Genomic DNA, 23442 nt, shown 5'->3' with positions numbered 1-23442 from the left:
AACTGAAGTTAAAGTCATTGTGGGCTCATAAGACCCCTATGCATTCTCTTTTCTAAGGATATCCAAGCCCTCACGCACAATCTTCTGCAAAGGTAACTTAGAACTATCAACGAACTCAGCGAGTGCAAAGTCTTCTGGACTTACCTCATAGATACCCAACTGCTCTTGGCTGTCAATATTGCCAGAGATAATTGACTTGATGAGGTACTCACTGTAGATATCCATTGGTAACACTCTGTCGTACTCGCCACTCATAATCATGTGACGCTCTCCACCCTTGACACGTGCATCGAGATTGTACGCCTTCTTGCCCTGCAACCAAGTGAAGTAGCTGTGAGAAGTAGAGAAGTCATTGAAACGAGGGAGCATCCAACCGAAGATTTCGTGTACGTCATCACCCTCTGGAATCAATGTTATCTCTGAAGTATGTGCACCAAGCACTGATTCTTCATTAGCGATGACACCAGTGAGAGGATTACCGTTGAGGATGCGAACATGACAGCCATCAGCGATGTTGTCTACAAGAATCTGCTTCAATGGAGTACCAACGAGGGCATCTACATAACCAGTCTGCTTTACCATACTACCTGCAATGGCTACACGACGAGTGAGGTTTACCTTACCGGTGTTAAACAAGCGACCAAAGAAGATAACGGCTGTTGGCTCAACAGTCCATACCACTTCGCCCTTATTAACTGGGTCGATGTGATTTACCTGTACACCAACATTACCTGCTGGGCAAGGACCATCGAAAACAGTTACCTCAACATCCTTTGCTCCAGTCAACGCTGAAGCCGACTGCTTTGCACCAATACCCAAATAAACCTTTGCAATCTTAGCGAGAGCTGTCAAACCAGTCTGGAAGTCTTTCTCCTGACCATTCAACTCAAACTCGAAGTCATTCTGCAAAGGTTTATCACGAAGTGCAGACACGAAAATTGCCTTTGGTTCTGTGTCTGGACGTGTAGCAACAGCATAAGGCAGTTGATTGATATAACCAAACAATCCCGCCTGCAGCAATGAAGCCTTGACATCATCAGCGGATAAGCCCGCCACGTCCTTCACGCCGAAGTCAGCATACTCCTGCTGCGCATCGGCAGCAATCTTCACACGCAACACCTTACGTCTTTCTCCGCGCTCAACAGCTGTGACGGTACCGCTCACAGGAGAAGCGAAGCTAACTTCAGTGCACCCTTTGTCAACAAACAATGGGTCACCAGCTCGGACATGATCACCTTCACGAACGGTCACCTTAGGTGTCAATCCTGGGAAGTCATCTGGAACCAAAGCGTATTCCGTAGATGATTTCACAGGTAACATCTGTTCCTGCGCGCGTCCTGTAAGGTTAATGTCTAAGCCCTTTCGTAACTTAATTACATTTGCCATAACAATGATAAAGCGATTTTTATATTATTTCATCTTAATATTTTCAACCCTAAATAAGCTTCACAAAACATAAGATAAACAATCCTTTGCTTGCCGAGCGTAGCTTATTTTCTGCAAATGTAGCAAATTTTAAGCAGATTTGGCACATTTAGATATAATAATTTCAGTATAAAATGGTTTTTTTGTAGTTTTGTAGACGCATTGAAGAAACTTAGAACAATTATACGATGGGTTATATGGACCATAGCGGGTCTTTACATAACCACAATCGTACTGCTACACATACCAGCAGTACAGGGTTTTCTTGCCCAAAAAGTAGGCGACGTAGCGGGCAATAAATTGGGTACAGAAGTACACGTAGGACGTATTGATTTAGGCTTTATCAATCGTTTCGTATTAGACGACATTCTCATCTATGACCAAAGTCATAAGAAGATGTTATCGGCATCACGAGTAGGAGCAAGGGTCGACATCTGGCATCTCTTACGTACAGGTGAGATTAATATTTCCTCTGCACAGCTTTTTGGTTTACGGGCAGAACTATACAAAAAGAGTAAAGATGCCAAACCTAACTTCCAATTTGTATTGGATTCATTGGCATCTAAGGACACAACAAGTCACACTCCTTTACACTTGTCCATTAATAGTCTTGTGATTCGACATGGCAACATTAAATACGATTGTTTAGATGCACCTACCACGCCTAACAAACTGAATCTGAACCATATCAACGTAAGTGACATCTCGTCTTACCTCATTCTTAACAAGTTGGATGACACGAGTGTGTGGGCTGATCTTAGGGCATTGGCTTTCAAAGAAGCATCAGGTTTAGAGGTGAAGCAGTTGGCTTTTGAATTAAAAGCTAATCAACAGCAAGCCGCATTACATGACTTTATCTTCGATGGAACTAACAGCAAGATTGCGCTAAAGGAGTTACTTACAACTTACAAGTTCAATAACAAGAAGTTGGATTTCAATACTTTACATTACACCATCAAGGGCTTCAAAGCTGCAATAAAGCCTTCCGACTTTACCCCTATCCTACCCGATTTAAAGCCATTGACGACCAGCTATACAGCTACAGTTGATGCAGAAGGTACAAGTCAGTCTGTATTGGTAAAACATCTTAACGTCTCTGATCAGACTCTTTCGACTCAAATTAAGGTGAAAGGATGGGTAAGAAACATCCAAAAGAGTCCTATTTGGGACTTCACTTTCAGCCCACTGAAGGTTAGCAAGAACACCCTTCAATCCATCACAAAAGTTACGCACAAACCCCTCCCTAAACCATTGAATAACATTGGTAGTATCTACTATCGTGGTACTTTCGCCCATAACATGGGGAAATATACAGCAAAGGGACTGCTAAACACAGATGCTGGTAACGTTCAGTTAGCTACTGTTATTCACGGAAAGAACATCCAAGGAACGGTTAGTACTACCGAATTGAATCTTGCGAAAGTACTTGACAACAACGACTTTGGTAAGTTAAGCACGAATATCAAGGTGGAAGGCAACACCAACCTATCCTATATCGCCGCAAAGGGTGACGTTTCCTCTTTCTATTATAAGGGCTATACTTATAAGAATATTCACCTTGATGGAATCTATAAGAACGACATTTTCATAGGTAAAGCAGCGATAAACGACCCTAATGGAAAGCTGAATATCGACGGAAAAGCTGCCAACATAATGGCTTTCATGCAACACAAAGAAAAACTATCTACCGACATCTCAATCATTGCTGATGCCGTCAACTTACACAAACTTCAGCTAACAGAGGCGTTAGGTAACAGAACAATCTCCTTTACTTCTAAGATTAAAGGACAGGGTGCGAGCTTGAATGATATCATAGGAAATCTCGATGTCAACAACTTTGCTATGATTGGGGAAGGTCAGAACATTATCCTTAACCAGGTAAGTATCAAGACTAACAACGGACTCTTAGGTAAGTCGCTTGACGCAGAGACTGACTTTGGTGAGCTACACCTTGCTGGACAGTATGATTATAATCAATTGCCACAAAGCATAAGACGTATCTTAGGACATTATATCCCAAGTCTTTTCTCACCACCTCCACGCTTTAACATGGGAATTGGCAAGGCAAGCTATGCCTTCACTTTGCGCCTAAATGACACGAAGTTTATCAATAGTCTGCTGAATACTAATATTGTTTCTTCACATGCTATAAGGCTCGCAGGACTTGTAAGAGAACGCCAGAACGAAATAGACTTACACGTCAATGCGCCCGACGTAACCTACTCAGGACAGCAGATTAAGAATCTCATCTTGAACATTAAGAGTGAGCCACAAGGCTTGCAGACCACTATTTCTGGTGAACGAAAGGGAGAAACTGGAGCACATGTCCTTATCAACGCACAGGGATTGATTGCAAACAATACCGTTACTTCCAACATTTCTTTTCGTATACCGGGACTTTCTCCTATATACGGAAATGTCAACAGCATTGCCTCTTTCTCTCGTCGTCATGGCGACTTAGAGACTCGCTTGCACCTCAACCCATCAGAAATCAACTTCGATTCCATTGCGTTACAAGTGCAACCTTCCGATATCTCTTATCATCGGAACAATCTGACCATCGACCACTTTGAGCTTTCCAACCACAACCAGCATATCATTGCTAATGGTCAGACGTCTGGAAATCAAAGCGATTCTATCCTTGTAAGATTCAAGGATATCAACGTTCCATATATTCTTAACCTTGTTGACTTCCAAAGCGTTAAGTTTGCTGGTACGGCTTCTGGTACAGCTTCTATCAAATCGTTCTTCCATCATCCACAGATGCAAGCGAAACTTGAGGTGCAAGACTTCCAATTTGAAGATGGAGATATGGGTACGCTCTTTGCGGAGGCAAACTATAATGACAAAGAAGGTAAGATTAATATTGACGCCTATGCTGACCCAGGTGATGGCACACGAACAGACATCCAAGGCTATGTAGACATTAAGAAAAGCTATATCAACCTTCCTATCTTTGCCAATAACACACATCTCTACTTCCTAAAGAGCTTCTGTGGCTCTTTCATGGACAAGATTCAAGTGCAAGGAAACGGCTGGTGTAAAGTCGTCGGACCCCTTAGTGCCATCAATCTTGAAGGTGACATGCAAGTGCATGGAAGCGTATATGTAAAGCCAACAGGTGTTACCTATAAGATGCGCGACGCACGTGTTCGCATCATTCCAAACGAAATTATCTTTGGAAACGACACTATTACTGACCCACAAGGACATATCGGTATCGTTACAGGTGGATTACATCACAAGAATCTTACCCACCTCACTTTCGACATCAATATCCTCGCACGAAACCTCTTAGCTTATAACTTCCCTAAGAAACAAGGGAAAGACTCGTTCTGGGGTGTGGTGTACGGCACTGGTAAATGTAATATAAAAGGTGAACCGGGTTCAACAACAATGAACATTGATATGGAACCGGAAAAGAACACCTATATTACTTATGATGCCTCTTCAACCAATGATGCAAGTACAAGTAACTTCATTCGCTGGATTAACGTACCAAAGGATAGCACTGGAGTTTTAATCCCTGAGGCTGCGGACACACTCAGTTTTGCGGCAAAACCAGCTCCAAAGAAGGTATCGGATATCGTCAAATTCAGAGACATACCGAGCGACCTACACATCAACTTCCTCGTACATTCAAATCCGAATCTTACGCTTGGCGTCTTACTTGATGATGCCACTGGCGACAATATCCGTCTGAATGGTTCGGGAATGATTCGTGCGTCCTATTATAATAAGGGAGCCTTCCAACTCTTTGGAAACTATAACGTAGACTACGGACAGTATAACCTCACGATTCAGAATATTATCAAGAAGCAATTTATCTTCCAGCCGGGTTCAACGATTGCCTTCGGTGGCGATCCGTTCAATGCTGCATTGAATCTAAAAGCTAACTATATCATCAATTCTGTTCCTTTGGGCGACCTTGGAATGGGTAAGTCCTTCACATCCAATAACACAAAGGTTAACTGCTTGCTGAATATCGAAGGAACACCAGGTGCACCGATTGTCTCTTTCGGTCTCGACCTCCCAACGCTCTCGCCTGATGCACAACAGATGATACGCTCTATCCTCAACTCTGAGCAAGAACTTAACCAGCAAGTACTCTACCTTTTAGCAGTCGGACGCTTTTACCCACAGAGCAAGAATAACAATCCAGCACGAGACAGTGAATCGCCAAGTCGTGCATCTCTTGCTATGCAGAGTCTACTCTCTGGTACAATTTCACAACAAATCAACACCGTATTGTCCAATGTTGTGAAGGATAACAACTGGAACTTCGGTGCCAATATTGCGACAGGTAATGAAGGTTTCGACAATGCAGAATACGAAGGACTACTCTCAGGAAGCATGCTTAACAACCGTCTGCTCTTCAACGGACAGTTTGGTTATCGAGACAATGTAGCCAAGGATAAATCGTCCTTCATAGGCGACTTCGACATCCGTTACCTCCTCCTCCCAAGCGGTAACGTAGCCTTCCGTGTCTATAACCAAACCAACGACCGTTACTTCACACGTAACTCTCTGACAACTCAGGGTATAGGTTTGATTCTGAAGAAAGACTTCAACAGATTGACTGATATTTTCGGAAGTAGAAAGAAAAAAACAAAAAAACAGAAGCAAAAGCACTAATATACAGAATATTATTCGTAACTTTGCACCCGATTTGGGCGAACTACGCCCATATTACAGGTAATATAAAGTCGAACTTTATTAATTAAATTATTTTTTAAACACTTTATGACAAATTTCAAAGACGTCCAGAATGTACAGCCTTTAGCTGACTTCAACTGGGATGAGTTCGAGAACGGCGCACACGCTGAGGCAAGTAAGAGCGATCTTACTAAGGCTTATGACGAAACTCTTAACAAGATCCAGGAGCACCAGGTAGTTGAAGGTACTGTTATTTCAGTTGACAAGAAGGAAGTAGTTGTTAACATCGGCTACAAGAGCGATGGTATCATCCCTGCTTCTGAATTCCGTTACAACCCAGAGCTCAAGGCTGGTGACAAGGTAGAGGTTTATGTTGAGAACCAGGAGGACAAGCGCGGTCAGCTTGTTCTTTCTCACAAGAAGGCTCGCCTCCAGAAGAGTTGGGAGAATATCAACAAGGCACTGGAGAACGACGAGGTTATCCAGGGTTACATCAAGAGCCGCACTAAGGGTGGTATGATTGTTGACGTATTCGGTATCGAGGCATTCCTTCCAGGCAGCCAGATTGACGTTCACCCTATACGCGACTACGACGTATTCGTTGGTAAGACAATGGAGTTCAAGGTTGTTAAGATCAACCAGGAGTTCCGTAACGTAGTCGTTTCACACAAGGCACTCATCGAGGCTGAGCTCGAGGCACAGCGTAAGGAGATTATCTCTCACCTTGAGAAGGGTCAGATCCTCGAGGGTACTGTTAAGAACATCACATCTTACGGTGTATTCGTTGACCTCGGTGGTGTTGACGGACTCGTACATATCACTGACCTCTCTTGGGGCCGCGTAAGCGATCCACATGAGGTTGTTGCTCTCGACCAGAAGATTAACGTTGTTATCCTCGACTTCGATGAGGAGAAGAAGCGTATCGCTCTCGGTCTCAAGCAGCTCACTCAGCACCCTTGGGATTCTTTGGATCCTAACCTCAAGGTTGGCGACCACGTTAAGGGTAAGGTAGTTGTTATGGCTGACTACGGTGCATTCGTAGAGATTCAGCCAGGCGTAGAGGGCTTGATTCACGTTTCAGAGATGAGCTGGAGCCAGCACTTGCGTTCTGCACAGGAGTTCATGAAGGTTGGTGACGAGGTTGAGGCAGTTATCCTCACACTCGACCGCGACGAGCGTAAGATGTCTCTCGGTATCAAGCAGCTCAAGGAAGACCCATGGGAGGCTATCGAGGTTAAGTATCCAGTAGGCTCTAAGCACACTGCAAAGGTTCGCAACTTCACTAACTTCGGTATCTTCGTAGAGCTTGAGGAAGGTGTTGACGGTCTTATCCACATCAGCGACCTCTCTTGGACTAAGAAGGTTAAGCACCCATCTGAGTTCACTTCACAGGGTTCTGAGATTGAGGTTGTTGTTCTCGAAATCGATAAGGAGAATCGTCGCTTGAGCCTCGGTCACAAGCAGCTCGAGTCTAATCCTTGGGATGAGTACGAGGCAATCTACACTCCAGGTTCAATCCACGAGGGTAAGATTACCGAGTCTATGGACAAGGGTGCTGTTATCACTCTCAGCGAGGGTGGTGAGGGCTTCGCTACTCCAAAGCACCTTGTTAAGCAGGACGGCACACAGGCACAGCTTGGTGAGGTTCTTCCATTCATGGTAATCGAGTTCGTTAAGGACACTAAGCGTATCATCCTTTCTCACTCTCGTACATTCGAGGAGGTTAAGGAAGAGCCACGTCGCCAGCGTCCAGCAAGCCAGAACAAGCCAAAGAATGACGCAGCTGCTATCAACAACGTTGCAGCAGGTACATCTCTCGGCGACCTCGGTGTTCTCGCTGACTTGAAGAAGAAGATGGAGGGTGGCAAGTAATTTGCACACTAAAATCTAACATAAATAAAAAGAGTATCAAGTTTTCTTGGTACTCTTTTTTTGATTACATAATTCATAGTTAATTAATTATTGCTATATGGTAAACTTTTTCCACATATAAAAGTTCAAAAGCCAAAAACTCTCCTGAATATCATCTAATTTATAAAGAATCCAGCATAAGTGACAAAAATCACTGAATAATATACTCATCATAATGAATAAAGACAAATAACTCATCAAAAACTTAATTTATTTGATCAAAAAGCATAGATTTAAACAATGAATGTAGATATAGCTATATAGGGATATTCAGAATTTTTCTAACTAATTGTTTGTCAGCATAATATATTATTTGTACCTTTACATAAAATCCCCCGAACGACCCATCACGGGCAGAATCGGGGGAAAACTTAAAATAAATCGTCGTGAAGATACAAAAAATTTCTGATATAACACCAACTTTGCCCTTTACAGAGTTCGATTTTTTACAGAGCTATCGTGAAAGCTTTGCACAAAGCGAACTTGGACGCATTCATTCCCAGCTCCCACTAAAGGAGTTGGCAGCAGAGTATACGAACCTTAGCCATAAGAGCAAGCGAGGCAAAAAGCCTCTTTTCTCGGGTGAAGGAGTAACTATTCAGCGGTATTGATCAGTCTGTATTTTCTCCTCTAAAATCTTAGTATAAAGGCTATAAATATGCTTGTTTTTCTTGCGTATTTCAGATTTTCTTTGTACCTTTATACCTATGAAAGAGCAGGTTACGGACATATCAAAAGTATTACAAGGCATGACGGAAGAGATGCGATTATTACGTGCAACTGTTAATCAGCAGTATGCCGAGATTATCAAATTGAACCGTAACATAAATGCTTTGAACCTCCAAATTCGCAAGAAAGATACGGAACTTATAAACTTACGGGAACGCTTAGCTAAGTATGAAAAACCTGACAAAAACTCTAATAACAGCAGCACTCCTCCAAGCAAGGAGCGTATAAAGGATGAGGTTATCAGAAGAACAAGAAGCCTCCGTAAGCCAAGTGGTAAGAAGCCGGGAGGACAAAAGGGGCATGATGGGCATAAGTTGTCTTACTCTTCCATACCTGACGAGATAATTGATGAGATACCCAACTATTGCACTCGTTGCGGAGAATCTTTATCAGATGCAGAACGTGTGCTTGATTATGTGACGCAGGTTATTTCCATTCCAGAGTTGAAGCCCGTAATCAAGGAAATCCGACACTATGTGATGGTATGCAAGAACTGTGGTGAACGTATTCGGACAGTACCGAGACGGCGGTCAAACAACGTGGTATATGATTCAAGCATAAAGTCCTTAGTGGTTTATCTGAGTGTCGTACAATTTCTTCCTTACGGTCGCATAGCAAGTTTTTTGCGTGAGGTATTTGGACTCACTCCAAGCGAAGGCTCACTGGTGAACTGGGTAAATGAGGCAAAGAGAAATGCGCAACCTGTGATTGATAAAATTAAAGGATATATTAAGTCATCAGCAGTTGTTGGTTTCGATGAGAGCGGCTTGTACTGTAAGAAAAGACTCGACTGGGCATGGATTGCACAAACCGTTTATTACACACTGCTTTTCCGTGCTAATGGAAGAGGGTCGAAGGTATTAGCAGACAAGTTTGGCGATAGCCTGGAACGAATGACTGCCGTTACCGACCGCCATAGCGCATACTTTGCACTCCATTTCCTCAATCATCAGGTATGCCTTGCTCACTTACTGCGCGAACTGCAATATCTCTCAGAGTTGAACACTAAGCAAGAGTGGTCTGGGAAAGTAACCAATCTGTTCCGTGAAGCCATTCACAAGCGGAATACCAATCCGAACGACGTTATAGACAAGGTGTCATGGACCCGACGTTTAGACAATCTGCTCAAACAGAATATAGAGGAGCTTGGTAAAAAGTTTATTACGTTCAGAAAAGGCTTGGTCAAATGCAGAGATTACATTTTCAATTTCCTCGAAAATCCGATGATACCATTTGACAATAATGGAAGTGAACGTGGAATACGCAAGCTAAAAATCAAACTGAAGAACTCCTGTGCTTTTCGTTCAGACTTCGGAGCAGACGCTTTCCTTGAACTTCATTCGATTGTAGAAACAGCTAAGAAGCACGACAAAACTCCATATAATGCGATTCAAGCCTTATTTAAGGTTTGATAATATATATCAATTATCGCTGAATAGTTACGTGAAGGAGAAATAGCCCTAATGTTCCTTAAGTCATACACAGGTCTGTCTGACGATGGTCTGATAGAAATGCTTAACGGAAGCATCCACATGCAGATGTTCTGTGGTGTTCTGATAGACCCCTCCTGTCCCATCAAGGATGGAAAGATTGTAAGTGCCATACGCAATCGTCTTGGTCAGTTTCTTGACATAGACAGCTTTCAGGGCATATTGTATGCCAAATGGAAAGACAACCTTAAAGACAAAGACCTGTGCTTGACGGATGCAACCTGTTACGAGAGCTACCTGCGTTTTCCTACGGATATCAAGCTGCTCTGGGAGTGTTGTTATTGGCTTCACACTCTGCTGGTCTCCGAGTGTAAACACCTCTCAGAGCGTATTCCGAGAAGCAAGTATAATAATATTGACAAGGCCAGGCTTGCATACGCTAAGCAGCGCAAGCACACAGCCTCGTCCACGCGCAAGCTCAGGAGAAGACTCCTGAGGCTTCTGTCCAAACTCCTGTCCCAATGGAATCGTCTGCGTAAACAGTACAGTCCTTGCATCTGTCTGTCGGCAGAACAAGAAAAGCGGCTGTCCGCTGTGCGTGAGGTATGCCTCCAACAGTCAGAACTATTCTCCGGCAAGGAAGTCAAGCACCGTATCGTCAGCATCGACCGCCCCTACCTCCGTCCTATTGTCAGAGGCAAGGAAAACAAGCGTGTAGAGTTTGGGGCAAAGGTCAACAACATACAGATAGACGGCATATCATTCATAGAGCACCACAGCTTTGAGGCATTCAACGAGGGTGTCCGTCTTAAGCTATGTATAGAATATCAAGAATCTTTGACGGGAATCAAAGTCAAGCGTGTAGGTGCCGATTCCATATACGCCAACAATGCCAACCGCACTATGTGTACAGAAAAAGGCATAACGACCTGTTTCACTAGAAAAGGTCCAAGACCCAAAGAAGAAGCTGAATGTCTCAAGACAGCGAGAAAGATTATTGGAAACCTCAGAGCTACGGTAATGGAGGGTAGCTTTGGAAATCAAAAGCAACACTATAGCCTTGGACGCATCAAGGCACGCAATATGTTTAGCGAGAGGCTACTACTCTTCTTCGGAATCCATACAGCAAATGCTGCCATTCTTGCCGCAAGGGAGATGGCTCGGAGGGGGAAGAAGGCTGCCTAATAAAACTTAAGGATAATTTTACAAGTCCATAGATAGTATGGAAAGGGCAGGTGTGCTCATATGACTCATTATTTGAGATTTTTGAACAAATAACACAGCATATTCTTTTTCTGGGACCTTCTCCAAGGAAAAGAATGCAGTTTTTGGCTGCCTTGGAGAGCTCTAAGAGGGAATTAACTGAAATTCCCTATATAAATTCGATACCATAAGAAATTATGTGCTATTTAAGTTTTATCAGATAGCAAGATAAATTAAAAAACTTCTGTATATACTATTGCTGCTTAATAACACAAACAAAAATCTCTGTATCTCTATATCTATCTGTATTGTTGAAGTTTTACATATTTAAAGATTTGGTATCCTGCTTTGATTATAAGCATTACAAAAAACGTTTTTCTATAAAGAAAGATCTATAATAGAATAACTAAAGAAATCATAAAATTAAATCTAGCATATCTAACTTCAAACAGTTCAAAAATATATAACAACAATATATTTATTTATCTTAAGACTAAAAATAATACATTTTACGAGAAAATTTCTCAGAAAAACGCACAAATAGACATATATATTTATTATCTTTGCAACAGATACAATAAAAAATAATATGCTATGTTAATTAATTTTAGTTTTAGCAACTTCTGTTCTTTTAAGAACATAAAGAGTTTACGGATGGAATCTGCACAGATAAAGGACTTAAGCGATTCTGTTATAGAAAAAGATGGCTTACGTCTACTTCCTGTAGCTGTTCTTTATGGGGCTAATTCCAGTGGTAAAACAAATGTAATAAAAGCATTTGGAGTTTTCAGACATATTCTTATTAACAATGTAAAACTAAATTCTGATGAGCCAATTAAATATGAGCCATTTATGCTCGATAACATCTCTGACAAGAAACCTACACTATTTGAAGTTCAGCTCTTAATGGATGGAGCACTGTATAGATATGGTTTTGAATATACACGCAAAGCAATTATTGGAGAATGGCTTTATGAACGCAGGCTTTCTTATGGCGCCAAAGAACATTATCTATTTCGTAGAGAAAGACAGAATTTCTCCATATCATCTACATACTTTACAGAAGGAAAAAATAAAGAAAGTTCTACAACTAAGAATAGACTTTTCTTATCACTTGTTGCACAACTAAATGGTCAAATCTCTCAAAAAATCATTCAAGATCTTAAGCACTATAATGTAATCTCAGGTCTTGAGGATTATGCGTATAATCATGTTACACTTAAAATGTTAGAAAAACATCTTAAAGGTTGTGATGATGCAATGGCTCTTTTTGAAAACCTTGACTTAGGCTTTACCAATATTAAAGTTAAGGAAAGGGAAGTTCCTGATGAAATAAAAGAAAAGTTAGCTAATTTACCATTTCTAAATCAAGAGAAAGTAAATAGCCACAAGTTCTTAGAAACATTTACAACGCATCATATTTATGACTCAGATGGAGAGATTGTTGGCCAAAAAGTATTCCGAGCAGATGATAAAGAATCAAATGGAACAAACAAAGTAATTAGCCTAGCTGGTCCCATTTTTAATACGCTTATCAGTGGAAAAGTACTATTTGTAGATGAACTCGATGCAAAACTTCATCCAATGATAACACGTGCTATCGTTCATTTATTTATGGATAAAGAAACTAATCCAAAAGGTTCACAACTAATTTTTACGACGCATGACACACATTTGCTAAATACAAAACACCTGCGGAGAGACCAGATCTGGTTTACAGAAAAAGATAAAACAGAAGCAAGCGATCTTTATTCATTGCTTGACTTCAAAGTAAGAAATGATCGAGATATAGAAAATGACTATATAAATGGACGTTACGGAGCAATTCCTTTCATCAAATAAAAATATATAAGAAAACCATGAGGAAAGAGATGAAAAATAGAAAACCTTTAGCAGGTGGAAAACGTAAACAAGGCTCAAGAATAATATCTATACGATTCTTAATAGTATGTGAAGGGACAGAAACAGAACCTAACTATTTTAGGTCCTTTATAAAAGATCAATGGTCAGAAGTTCATACTGCAAGTTCTGATATTAAAGGATGTGGGAAAGGAACCTGTAGATTATTAACTGAAGCACAGAAAATACGGAGTGAGTTAGAGAATAGACGACAAATTAAATTTGATAGAGTTTGGCTTGTTTTTGATAAAGATGAATTTAAGGACTTCAACAAGGCAATTCTAAGCGCAAAAAAGGAAAATATAGGATGCGCTTGGAGTAATGAATCCTTTGAACTATGGTACTGCCTTCATTTCCAAAATATTAGCACAGGATTAAATCGTAAGGGTTATATAAAAGTAATAGAGTCAAATATAAGAAAAACTTCTGGCCAAAATGATTTTAAATATGATAAGGCTTCTACTAACTTTTATAATTTATTGCAAAAATATGGAAACGAAGACGAAGCTTGTAAAAGGTCTCGCCAACTCCGAGAAAAATATAAAAATAAAGACTTTAAAATGCACAATCCACGTACAGAAGTCGACTTATTAATTGAAGAACTAAAGCATCCCGAACTACTTTAATATTTTATCTAAGATAAAAAAAGGAAACTATTACTACGCATTCAACAGATACGCAGAAAAATAATTACAAAAACACAGAAAAGTATCAAGCCTAAAAACAAAAAAGTAAACAATCCTTTTAGTATCTTTACAACGACCTGTTTATCAAGTCATTACAAATTTGTAATTCAAAAGATGCTCTTTAAGACTTCAATAAATGCCCTATTGAAGTCTTAAAGAGCATCTTTTGCAAGCCTATTGGGCGTCTTTTAGAAGCCAATTAAGCATCAATTGGGATGGGATGGGATGAAAAGTTAGGACAAAAGGGAAAGCCCCTCCCCCATCCCCTCCCCCAAAGTGAGGGGCGTGATTAATGTGATAGCATAATTATTGGGCTTATGAGGCTAATTGGGCTAATAAGCCCAATTAATCAAAAAAAACAGGGACAAGCAAAGAGCTTATCCCTGTCTATTAGATTCTTTTCACTGCCTTCCCCGAGGGGAAGCAGGAAGTTAGTTATTTACCGTACCGCCAACAATATCGAGCAACTCAGACGTAATGGCTGCCTGACGCGACTTGTTATACTGCAAGTTGAGTCCACGAAGCAGGTCGTCAGCATTATCTGTTGCGGTCTGCATGGCAACCATTCGCGCTGCATGTTCAGAGGCATTACTGTCTAAAAGGGCAGTATAAACCATGTTATTCAGCAGTTTCGGTACCAATGTTGTCAAGACTGTGCGCAGGTCTGGCTCAATGATGAAGTTATCATTCAGAGGAACAACAGCCTCATTATTAGACTTCTGTGTTCCAGACTGTCCTTTCCTCTTGAGATATTCCTGTGCAGCCTTCGTTGCGATATTTGATGAAAGATCGCGCGTAGAGTCGGCATTGACTTCTTCCTCAAGGTCAATTGGAAGGAAATTCTTACGTTGGAGAATCTGGCTTCCTGCACTCTTGAAATGATGGTAGATAATCTCCACCTTGTCAAACTCGCCCTTCAACCATTTCTGGCTTAACTCCATGGCAATACTGCGGCACTCCTCAAAATTTGGTTTATCAGCAAGCAATGGATAAGGATATACACAGGTATACCCACGCTTTTTTGCTGATTCATACACCTTTCGTCCTACAGGATAGATGACAATATCCTTGTCGGTCAGGCCCTGCGCATGATATTCGTCTATCGTATGCTGCATCAGCTTGATGACATTCGCATTGAATCCACCACAGAGAGAACTGTTTGAGGAGAACACGAGTAAGGCAACACGTTTCACCGGTCTCTGCTCGTCGAACGGAGTATCCGTATCGGGCGTAGAGACAAGGAAAGCCTTAAGAATGTGTTCGAGCATAGCCGCGTATGGAAGCATACTCTCGATGGCATTCTGGGCATGGTGTAACTTACTCGACGCAACCATCTTCATCGCACTCGTAATCTTACGAGTACTCTGAACACTGGCTATACGAGTCTTGATTTCCTTTAAGGATGCCATTCTGTATTGTCTTTATTTATATTGTCCGGCAATATTGCCCATGACTTCTTCGATTACCTTGATAGAAGTGTCTTCGAGGTTACCAGCAGCCAAATCGCTGATGACATCGGCATGAGTAGTGCGCATGGTCTCAAGGAACTGGTCCTGACACTGGCGAACCTGATCAACAGGTACATCGCGCATCAAGCCGTGTACACCGCAGTAGAGGATAGCAATCTGCTCACCCACAGGCATTGGACTGTACTGTGGCTGGATAAGTAACTGGTTGTTCTTACGTCCACGGTCGAGGGTCATCGCTGTGACCTTGTCCATATCTGATGAGAACTTAGAGAATGCCTCCAACTCACGATACTGTGCCATATCAATCTTCAACGTACCAGCTACCTTCTTCATACTCTTAACCTGCGCTGAACCACCTACACGAGATACGGAGATACCTACGTTAATAGCTGGACGGAAGCCCTGATTGAAGAGGTCTGACTCAAGATAAATCTGACCGTCAGTGATGGAAATCACGTTAGTTGGGATGTAGGCTGACACGTCACCTGCCTGTGTCTCAATGATAGGCAGTGCGGTGAGTGAACCACCACCACGTACATGACCCTTCATACACTCTGGGAGGTCGTTCATCTTCTCTGCAATCTCCTGCTGGTTGTTGATACGTGCAGCACGCTCAAGCAGACGAGAGTGGAGATAGAAGACGTCACCAGGATAAGCCTCACGACCTGAAGGACGACGGAGAATCAGTGATACCTCACGATAGGCAACAGCCTGCTTTGACAAGTCATCGTAGATAACGAGGGCTGAGTAGCCACGATCGCGGAAGTACTCACCAATGGCAGCACCGGCAAATGGAGCATAATACTGCATAGCAGCAGGATCAGCCGCTGTAGCACTTACGATAATTGTATAAGGTAATGCGCCACGCTCCTTGAGGTTCTGCACCAATGTAGCAACGGTAGAAGCTTTCTGACCGATGGCAACATAGATACAATAAACAGGATTACCCTGCTCGTAGAAGCTCTTCTGATTGATGATAGTATCAACGGCAATGGCTGTCTTACCTGTCTGGCGGTCACCAATGATAAGCTCACGCTGACCACGACCGATAGGAATCATTGAGTCAACAGCCTTCAGACCCGTCTGGAGTGGTTCCTTCACTGGCTGACGATAGATAACACCTGGCGCCTTACGGTCCAATGGCATCTCGAAAGAGTCAGTCAAGTCGATTTCACCCTTACCATCGATAGCCTCTCCAAGCGGATTGACTACACGTCCCAAGAAGTTGTCATTGACACGGATAGAGGCAATACGATGTGTACGCTTCACGCTCTGTCCCTCCTTGATACCTTCAGTAGGACCAAGAAGGACACAACCTACATTGTCTTCCTCCAAGTTCATGACAATAGCCATGGTGCCATTCTCAAATTCAAGCAACTCATTGGCTTCAGCATTGCGAAGACCATAGACACGTGCTACACCGTCGCTGACGGTCAGTACGCTACCGACTTCATCAAACTTCTCCTCAGAGTTGATGCCTTGAAGTTCTTTCAAAAGAATCTCTGACACCTCACTTGGTTTAATTTTATCTGACATGTTATTAATCTAATTACTTTTTTAATTGTGTGAGGATAGCATTCAGTTTGCTCTTCACGCTGGTGTCCATTCTGTAAGTATCATACTCAAGAATAAAGCCACCTATGAGTGAAGGGTCAACCTCAGTGTTGAACTCAACGGTTCCCTGTGCTCTGGATTGTACCAGTGCTTTCATCTTGTCTTCCGTCTGGGAAGAGACAGGCGAGGCTGTAATGACCTTTCCGCGAATGATGTTCTTCTGCTTACGATACAGAGCGACATAGTCATTCGCCATAAGCTGTAGCAACTCCTCTCTATCTCCCTTCAAGACAAGGGAAAGGAAGTTACCAACAAGCTCAGGACAGTCGTCGCCACAGGCTACTTCCAATAGCTTGCGCTTCTTGTCCTTCGGAAGCATCGGGCTTTCAATCGTCATGCGGAGTTCGGGCACCTGAAGGTAATTCTGGGCAAGTGTTTGCATAATAGCATACACCTTGTCTTCGATACCTTGCTCACAGGCAGCCTTCAACAGCGCACGAGCATAGCGAACCGATATTACACCTGTATTCATAAGCGATTATTTACTTTCTGTTCCGTTAGAAGAAGCAACTTCATCCAATAAGCTGTTGATAAGCTGAGTTTGCTCGGCTGAACCAGACAGTTCCTTATGCAGAATCTTCTCAGCAATCTGCACAGAAAGCTCTGCAACCTGCGAACGGATGTCGCGGATGGCAGCCTGCTTCTGACTTTCAATCTCTGCCTTGGCTTCAGAAAGGATACGAGCACTCTCGTCGCGTGCCTTTTCCTGTGCCTGTCCGACTATGGTGTCACGTGTCTCAGACGCCTCTCTAAGGATTTGCGCCTGTTTCTCACGTGCCTCCATAAGCAGCTCCTCACCTTGTTTCTGAATGTTGGCAAGCCTCAAGTTGGCTTCTTCTGCCTTTGCAAGACTCTCGTCAATGTACTCCTTGCGCTCGTTCACCATCTTGATGATAGAAGGGAATCCCCACTTCCATAAGATGAAGAAGACCACTAAGAAGACAAGGGTCATCCAAAAGAGTAAGCCACTATCTGGCAATAATAATGACATAAGCTGCTAAATTACTTTTCTTACCAATTTGTTTAATAATTCTCTGAGTAGTTTAGAATACACAGAGGAGAGCGATAATTGCAGCGAAGAAGGCAACACCCTCAACCAATCCGGCTGCAATAATCATAGCAGAACGAAGTTCACCGATCTTCTCTGGCTGGCGAGCCATAGCGTCCATAGCCTGACCACCGATACGACCAATACCAAGACCTGCGCCTACGGCTGCGATACCTGCACCGATAGCGGCGCCTAACTTTGCAGTTTCTGCTGCTAATAACAATGATGTCAACATAGTTTCTTTCTTTTAATTATTAATTATTTTTTATTTCTTATCTATTAATAGGGGGATGAGAAGTATTTATCTCCTTCACTCCTTCTTATCCTTCTGCCTCATGAACACGTGCCAAAGAGATAAACACAGCACTCAACATCGTGAATACTAAAGCTTGAATAAAGCAAACCAGAATCTCCAAAAGCATCATGAAGATACTCATTTCCACACTCACAATCGTCATGAAAGAACTTAGGACAACACCCATCGTTGCCACGATGAAGATGATACAGGTTAAAGCTAACGCAATAGCATGTCCTACCATCATATTGGCAAAGAGACGCACCATCAATGCGAAAGGTTTTATGAAGATACCAAATATCTCTATCACAGGCATCAATGGCACTGGAACTTTCAACCATGCGGGTACGTCTGGCCAAAAGATATCTTTCCAATAATGCTTTGTTCCGGAGAAGTTGGTTACTAAGAACGTACAAATAGCCAAGAAGAAGGTGATGGTTATATTACCCGTAAGGTTACCACCTCCTGGTGGGAATGGCACAATACCCATGACATTAGCCACAAAAATGAAGAAGAAACACGTCAGAAGATAAGGTGCATACTTCTCTGAGTCCTTACCTAATATCGGTTTAATAACCTCATCATAGACATACATCACAAACATATGCATCAAACCAGTGAAGCCTTTTGGTGCCTTATCGGTAACCTTATGGCGACGACACCAGCGTGCTGGAATCAAGATACACAGCAAGAGAATGATGGCATCAATGAAGAGTACACACACCGTCTTTGTGATAGAGAGGTCGAGAGGGCGCACTTCTGTGCCATCCTTCTGCAACTCAACGATACGACCTTCGTAGTTCCCCTTCGTTGCAATGAATAGGTCTGGGTTGTTCTTACAAGGACGATAGCCCGCATGTGGACCTTCTTCTAATGGTTCCTCAGCGAAGTCTTCAGCCCAACCCGTGTACCAGCCATTTGATGTCTTCACAATGACTGGCAGGTTGATGATGATAGGCTTATCCCCGATATTGGTTACATGCCACTCGTATGAGTCCTTGATATGTCCCCACAATATCTCCTGCAGGTTAACACCCTCCCCTTTACTCTCTGATGCAGCAACACCAGGCAGAAGCAGGAAGAGCATCATCACCATACAAATCAGATGCTTGAGATATTTCATTCGTTAATTATTAATTTTATTGTTCTTTTCCACTTTGTAAAAATAGACGGTATCGAATGCCAACAGCACAAGATAGAATATCATAAAGATAACGACAAAGCCGATTACCATTGCGCGTTCTTTCACCACCATTGCATAAACGACAACAGTCAAGAATGCCAACAGCATACGAAAACCAGAGCCCGCAAGATAAAAGTTATTCATAACCGTGGGCGACTGACTGGCTATCGCTTTCCATGCTCCTCCATAGATAGAAGAGGTGATAAGCGAGTAAACAGCACTGATAGTCAGCAAATTGATATAAGCCGTTTGCTGCGTTAGCTGCACAACGAGTAAGCCAATAAGATAAAGACCTGCGATAATCCACAAGTTATTCTTATAGTACTTCTTATACACCTTGTTAACATTCATCATCCGTATTCAGCTGTCTGTCGGTTATATCTTTTAGATTTCTACGCAAAGACTGACCAAGTTCTTCTTCACCTCAACGAATCCGCCAACGATATGAAGTTCCTTTGTATCACCTTTTACGCTGTAAGCTACCTTGCCTTCAACGAGTGTAGAGATGATAGGCGCATGATTATTGAGAATCTCAAATGGTCCCACTGTACCAGGAACCAGCACACTATCCACCTCACCTGTAAAGACAATCCTTTCGGGAGAAACTATTCTAAGTGTCAACATAGACAATTCAATTATTATTCAGTTTGTGCAAGAAGATGATTACTTAGTAGCCTCCAAAAGACGCTTAGCCTTCTCCTTGACATCCTCTATCGTACCAACGTTCAAGAACGCCTGCTCTGGGAGGTCGTCAACCTCACCATTCAAGATAGCGTTGAAGCCCTTGATGGTCTCCTCGATTGGTACCATAACACCCTTAACACCAGTGAACTGCTCAGCAACAGTAAATGGCTGAGAGAGGAAACGCTGTACACGACGAGCGCGGTTCACAACCAACTTATCCTCGTCTGACAACTCGTCCATACCCAAGATGGCGATGATATCCTGCAATTCATTATAGTGCTGTAGCAACTGCTTTACTCTCTGCGCACACTCATAGTGGTCCTTACCAACGATCAGTGGGTCAAGGATACGTGAGGTACTACCCAATGGGTCTACCGCAGGATAGATACCAAGCTCGGTAATCTTACGGCTCAACTCTGTTGTTGCATCCAAGTGGGTAAAGGTAGTAGCTGGAGCAGGGTCGGTCAAGTCGTCAGCAGGCACGTAAACCGCCTGTACTGAAGTAATTGAACCATGCTTTGTAGAAGTAATACGCTCCTGCATCGTACCCATCTCACTTGCCAAAGTAGGCTGATAACCTACAGCTGATGGCATACGACCCAACAACGCTGATACCTCAGAACCAGCCTGCGTGAAACGGAAGATGTTATCGATGAAGAACATGATATCCGCCGCCTCACCATTCTTACCTCCGTGATCGCGGAACTCCTCAGCAACGGTCAGACCAGAGAGTGCCACTGATGCACGTGCCCCTGGTGGCTCATTCATCTGTCCATAGACAAGTGTTGCCTGTGACTTCTGCAATTCTTCCTGATCAACAAGCGAAAGGTCCCACTTGCCTTCATACATTGCCTTGCGGAACTTCTCACCATAACGGATAACACCTGACTCCAACATATCGCGAATCAAGTCGTTACCCTCACGTGTACGTTCACCTACACCGGCAAATACAGAGTAACCATTGTGACCCTTAGCGATGTTGTTAATCAGCTCCATGATAAGCACCGTCTTACCTACACCGGCACCACCAAAGAGTCCAATCTTACCACCCTTCATATAAGGCTCAAGCAAGTCGATGACCTTAATACCCGTCTGAAGCATCTCCTTATGCGTAGAGAGGTCTTCAAACTTTGGCGCCTCGCGGTGGATAGGATAAGCACCTTCCATACTCAGTGCCTCCATACCGTCGATAGGCTGACCGATAACGTTCATCATACGACCCTTAATCTGGTCACCAGCTGGCATAACGATAGGACTGCCTGTTGGCACAACCTCAAGGTTACGCTGCAGACCATCCGTATTATCCATAGCCACACAGCGCACGGTGTCTTCACCAATATGCTGCTGTACCTCGATAATCAAATCCTGCCCATTCGCACGTTTTACGCGTAGGGCATCATGAATCTTTGGCAGAACCTTCTCAGGATTCTCTCCCTTGGTATCAAAGTAGACATCGATAACTGGACCGATAATCTGGGAGATGCGCCCATTAATCTGTGACATAAATATCTTTGTTGTTTTTTATTATTATTTCCTCTATATATAAATAAGGTGGAAAGCCCCCTCTTAGATACTCAACTCGTCGAGAACCTTAATAAGTTTCTTGTCGAAAGGCTTATCTGAACGGATTGCCTCAGACAATGGAACATAAACCACCTCATTGTTTCTTACACCTACCATAATATTACGTTGTCCCTGCATAATGGCCTCAATAGCACCAACACCCGTACTACTTGCAAGGATACGGTCGCGTGCTGAAGGGCGGCCACCACGCTGCAAGTGACCAAGAATTGACACACGTACGTCATAGTCAGGGAACTCCTTGCGTACACGGTCAGCATAATACATAGCTCCACACTTAGGACTCTCAGAGACAATGACGATACAACTTCTCTTAGACTTACGAATACCACGTTCCATGAAGCGACCCAACTGGTCGACGTTAGTAGAGTCTTCTGGAATAATCGCTGCTTCTGCACCGCTGGCAATAGCCGAGTTCTGTGCAAGGAAACCAGCATCACGTCCCATCACCTCTACAAAGAAGATGCGTTCATGGCTCTGAGCGGTATCACGAATACGGTCGACACACTCCATAATTGTGTTCATCGTCGTGTCATAACCGATGGTGCTGTCCGTACCATAGAGGTCATTATCTATCGTACCTGGCAGACCGATGCAACAGAAATCAAACTCCTGTGCAAACATCATCGCACCCGTCAACGAGCCATTACCACCAATGACAACTAACGCATCAATACCCTCCTTGACAAGGTTATCGTATGCCTGCTGACGTCCTTCCATCGTTTTAAAACCTTTTGAGCGTGCCGTCTTGAGGATTGTACCGCCCTGACCGATAATACCACTAACATTCTCAGTGGTAAAAGGCTTAATGTCATCCGTAATCAATCCCTCATAACCACGATAGACACCTTTGATTTCAAAACCATTATAGATGCCGGCTCTGGTCACAGCACGTATTGCTGCGTTCATTCCAGGGGCGTCACCGCCAGAAGTCAGAATACCTATTGTCTTTATTTTGCCCATATATAGTCTTAGAACTCTTTTTAAATTAAATCCAAGCGCAAAGATAACAAATAAATAGCACAAACGCAAAGTACAATCAGAAAAGTTACCCATATCTTAAAAAAAATATCTTAAATCTGCGAACTTTCACTACTTATCTATGAACTTTAAAAGGTCACACAGAGAAAAGGAGAACAGGGAAGATTATTAAACCCTAATCGTTCATTAGTCCACAATATGTAACAATAAGGCAAAGAGAGAGAGAGGAGGGACGGAGACAATGATCAATCCAAATTTTTGAAGGGACACAAAAGCCATGAAGGCACTATCGATGTGTGGAGCAACAGACATAACAATAAATTAGGTTCTTCCGAAATATGGAGTGATAAAGTAAGCCTACTACATATAAAATAAAAGGCACACAGAGAGAGGGAGAGCACGGAGGTGAAAGCATAAAAGACAATAGCACGGAGGTGCCGAAGGCACAAAGAGCGACAGAGCTGTAGTGTACGTGTTGCTGATAACTTTGGTAATAAACGTTTTAAGAAATCTTGCAAACCACAGTTTTGTAATGAAGTAGACAAAAAACATTAATAAAAACTCGCAAATATCCTCTGTTTCTCCACGCACCAACGGTGCCTCTGTGTCTAACGATTTCTGCTATATAAAACCTCTGTGTTCTCCTTT

18 protein-coding genes are annotated in these 23442 nt (G+C 42.7%); 7 read left to right on the top strand and 11 right to left on the bottom strand.

The features are described from left to right. Positions 1 to 36: 36 nt before the first annotated feature. Positions 37 to 1386 (bottom strand): Na(+)-translocating NADH-quinone reductase subunit A, encoded by a 1350-nt coding sequence (locus tag J4861_RS02315; RefSeq protein WP_211816547.1) that lies wholly within the window; start codon positions 1384 to 1386, stop codon positions 37 to 39. Between the two features lie 201 nt (positions 1387 to 1587). Here J4861_RS02315 and J4861_RS02310 point away from each other — a divergent pair, with 201 nt between their 5' ends. The 7 genes from J4861_RS02310 (at position 1588) to J4861_RS02280 (ending at position 13879) form a co-directional block, all read left to right on the top strand. After that, positions 1588 to 6060: a translocation/assembly module TamB domain-containing protein gene (locus J4861_RS02310; protein ID WP_211816546.1), complete on the top strand. Its 4473-nt coding sequence runs from the start codon at positions 1588 to 1590 to the stop codon at positions 6058 to 6060. A 108-nt stretch (positions 6061 to 6168) separates the two neighbouring features. Beyond that, positions 6169 to 7953 carry a 30S ribosomal protein S1 gene (rpsA, locus tag J4861_RS02305; protein ID WP_211816545.1) on the top strand — a complete coding sequence of 595 codons (1785 nt, stop codon included), beginning with the start codon at positions 6169 to 6171 and terminating at the stop codon, positions 7951 to 7953. Positions 7954 to 8378: 425 nt separating this feature from the next. Next, on the top strand, positions 8379 to 8603 hold the full coding sequence (locus tag J4861_RS02300; RefSeq protein ID WP_211816544.1) for a hypothetical protein: 225 nt from the start codon (positions 8379 to 8381) through the stop codon (positions 8601 to 8603). A 96-nt stretch (positions 8604 to 8699) separates the two neighbouring features. Next, a complete protein-coding gene (gene tnpC / locus J4861_RS02295) occupies positions 8700 to 10133 on the top strand; it encodes an IS66 family transposase (protein ID WP_211816543.1) in 1434 nt (477 codons plus the stop codon). Between the two features lie 51 nt (positions 10134 to 10184). After that, the gene (locus J4861_RS02290) at positions 10185 to 11336 is read left to right on the top strand and encodes a DDE transposase (RefSeq protein ID WP_249110800.1); all 1152 of its coding nucleotides are present in this window, start codon (positions 10185 to 10187) and stop codon (positions 11334 to 11336) included. 672 nt (positions 11337 to 12008) lie between these two features. After that, positions 12009 to 13196, top strand: a complete 1188-nt coding sequence (locus J4861_RS02285) for an AAA family ATPase (protein WP_346267011.1) — start codon at positions 12009 to 12011, stop codon at positions 13194 to 13196. 17 nt (positions 13197 to 13213) lie between these two features. Next, positions 13214 to 13879: an RloB family protein gene (locus tag J4861_RS02280; RefSeq protein WP_211816541.1), complete on the top strand. Its 666-nt coding sequence runs from the start codon at positions 13214 to 13216 to the stop codon at positions 13877 to 13879. 491 nt (positions 13880 to 14370) lie between these two features. Here J4861_RS02280 and J4861_RS02275 read toward each other — a convergent pair whose 3' ends face one another. The 10 genes from J4861_RS02275 to pfkA form a co-directional block, all read right to left on the bottom strand. Further along, positions 14371 to 15348, bottom strand: a complete 978-nt coding sequence (locus J4861_RS02275; RefSeq protein ID WP_211816540.1) for a F0F1 ATP synthase subunit gamma — start codon at positions 15346 to 15348, stop codon at positions 14371 to 14373. Between the two features lie 12 nt (positions 15349 to 15360). Continuing rightward, complete coding sequence (atpA, locus tag J4861_RS02270) at positions 15361 to 16944, bottom strand: F0F1 ATP synthase subunit alpha (protein WP_211816539.1); 1584 nt, start codon at positions 16942 to 16944, stop codon at positions 15361 to 15363. Positions 16945 to 16957: 13 nt separating this feature from the next. Continuing rightward, positions 16958 to 17494 carry a F0F1 ATP synthase subunit delta gene (locus tag J4861_RS02265; RefSeq protein ID WP_211816538.1) on the bottom strand — a complete coding sequence of 179 codons (537 nt, stop codon included), beginning with the start codon at positions 17492 to 17494 and terminating at the stop codon, positions 16958 to 16960. 6 nt (positions 17495 to 17500) lie between these two features. Further along, positions 17501 to 18013, bottom strand: coding sequence for a F0F1 ATP synthase subunit B (atpF, locus tag J4861_RS02260; RefSeq protein WP_036923885.1), 513 nt, complete (start codon positions 18011 to 18013; stop codon positions 17501 to 17503). A 52-nt stretch (positions 18014 to 18065) separates the two neighbouring features. Beyond that, positions 18066 to 18305, bottom strand: a complete 240-nt coding sequence (atpE, locus tag J4861_RS02255) for an ATP synthase F0 subunit C (protein ID WP_204868217.1) — start codon at positions 18303 to 18305, stop codon at positions 18066 to 18068. Positions 18306 to 18390: 85 nt separating this feature from the next. After that, positions 18391 to 19488 (bottom strand): F0F1 ATP synthase subunit A, encoded by a 1098-nt coding sequence (atpB, locus tag J4861_RS02250; protein ID WP_211816537.1) that lies wholly within the window; start codon positions 19486 to 19488, stop codon positions 18391 to 18393. A gap of 3 nt (positions 19489 to 19491) precedes the next feature. Then, positions 19492 to 19902, bottom strand: a complete 411-nt coding sequence (locus J4861_RS02245; RefSeq protein ID WP_211816536.1) for a hypothetical protein — start codon at positions 19900 to 19902, stop codon at positions 19492 to 19494. A gap of 30 nt (positions 19903 to 19932) precedes the next feature. Further along, positions 19933 to 20172, bottom strand: a complete 240-nt coding sequence (locus J4861_RS02240; RefSeq protein ID WP_004360672.1) for a F0F1 ATP synthase subunit delta/epsilon — start codon at positions 20170 to 20172, stop codon at positions 19933 to 19935. Between the two features lie 39 nt (positions 20173 to 20211). Next, positions 20212 to 21735, bottom strand: a complete 1524-nt coding sequence (gene atpD, locus J4861_RS02235) for a F0F1 ATP synthase subunit beta (RefSeq protein ID WP_211816535.1) — start codon at positions 21733 to 21735, stop codon at positions 20212 to 20214. A gap of 63 nt (positions 21736 to 21798) precedes the next feature. After that, the gene (gene pfkA / locus J4861_RS02230) at positions 21799 to 22776 is read right to left on the bottom strand and encodes a 6-phosphofructokinase (protein ID WP_013265475.1); all 978 of its coding nucleotides are present in this window, start codon (positions 22774 to 22776) and stop codon (positions 21799 to 21801) included. Between the last annotated feature and the right edge of the window lie 666 nt (positions 22777 to 23442).

This window comes from Prevotella melaninogenica, from assembly GCF_018127925.1.
In the GTDB taxonomy this organism is placed as follows: Bacteria; Bacteroidota; Bacteroidia; order Bacteroidales; family Bacteroidaceae; genus Prevotella; species Prevotella melaninogenica_C.
The sequence above is the reverse complement of the archived record's forward strand: the minus strand, read 5'-3'. Positions and strand labels throughout refer to the sequence as shown.

What these genes read in the sequence shown, in the direction of transcription:
- J4861_RS02315 (WP_211816547.1), bottom strand. Translation starts at nt 1,386, where the DNA reads ATGGCAAATGTAATTAAGTTACGAAAGGGCTTAGACATTAACCTTACA.
- rpsA (WP_211816545.1), top strand. Translation starts at nt 6,169, where the DNA reads ATGACAAATTTCAAAGACGTCCAGAATGTACAGCCTTTAGCTGACTTC.
- tnpC (WP_211816543.1), top strand. Translation starts at nt 8,700, where the DNA reads ATGAAAGAGCAGGTTACGGACATATCAAAAGTATTACAAGGCATGACG.
- J4861_RS02290 (WP_249110800.1), top strand. Translation starts at nt 10,185, where the DNA reads ATGTTCCTTAAGTCATACACAGGTCTGTCTGACGATGGTCTGATAGAA.
- J4861_RS02285 (WP_346267011.1), top strand. Translation starts at nt 12,009, where the DNA reads ATGGAATCTGCACAGATAAAGGACTTAAGCGATTCTGTTATAGAAAAA.
- J4861_RS02280 (WP_211816541.1), top strand. Translation starts at nt 13,214, where the DNA reads ATGAGGAAAGAGATGAAAAATAGAAAACCTTTAGCAGGTGGAAAACGT.
- J4861_RS02275 (WP_211816540.1), bottom strand. Translation starts at nt 15,348, where the DNA reads ATGGCATCCTTAAAGGAAATCAAGACTCGTATAGCCAGTGTTCAGAGT.
- atpA (WP_211816539.1), bottom strand. Translation starts at nt 16,944, where the DNA reads ATGTCAGATAAAATTAAACCAAGTGAGGTGTCAGAGATTCTTTTGAAA.
- J4861_RS02265 (WP_211816538.1), bottom strand. Translation starts at nt 17,494, where the DNA reads ATGAATACAGGTGTAATATCGGTTCGCTATGCTCGTGCGCTGTTGAAG.
- atpF (WP_036923885.1), bottom strand. Translation starts at nt 18,013, where the DNA reads ATGTCATTATTATTGCCAGATAGTGGCTTACTCTTTTGGATGACCCTT.
- atpE (WP_204868217.1), bottom strand. Translation starts at nt 18,305, where the DNA reads ATGTTGACATCATTGTTATTAGCAGCAGAAACTGCAAAGTTAGGCGCC.
- atpB (WP_211816537.1), bottom strand. Translation starts at nt 19,488, where the DNA reads ATGAAATATCTCAAGCATCTGATTTGTATGGTGATGATGCTCTTCCTG.
- J4861_RS02245 (WP_211816536.1), bottom strand. Translation starts at nt 19,902, where the DNA reads ATGATGAATGTTAACAAGGTGTATAAGAAGTACTATAAGAATAACTTG.
- J4861_RS02240 (WP_004360672.1), bottom strand. Translation starts at nt 20,172, where the DNA reads ATGTTGACACTTAGAATAGTTTCTCCCGAAAGGATTGTCTTTACAGGT.
- atpD (WP_211816535.1), bottom strand. Translation starts at nt 21,735, where the DNA reads ATGTCACAGATTAATGGGCGCATCTCCCAGATTATCGGTCCAGTTATC.
- pfkA (WP_013265475.1), bottom strand. Translation starts at nt 22,776, where the DNA reads ATGGGCAAAATAAAGACAATAGGTATTCTGACTTCTGGCGGTGACGCC.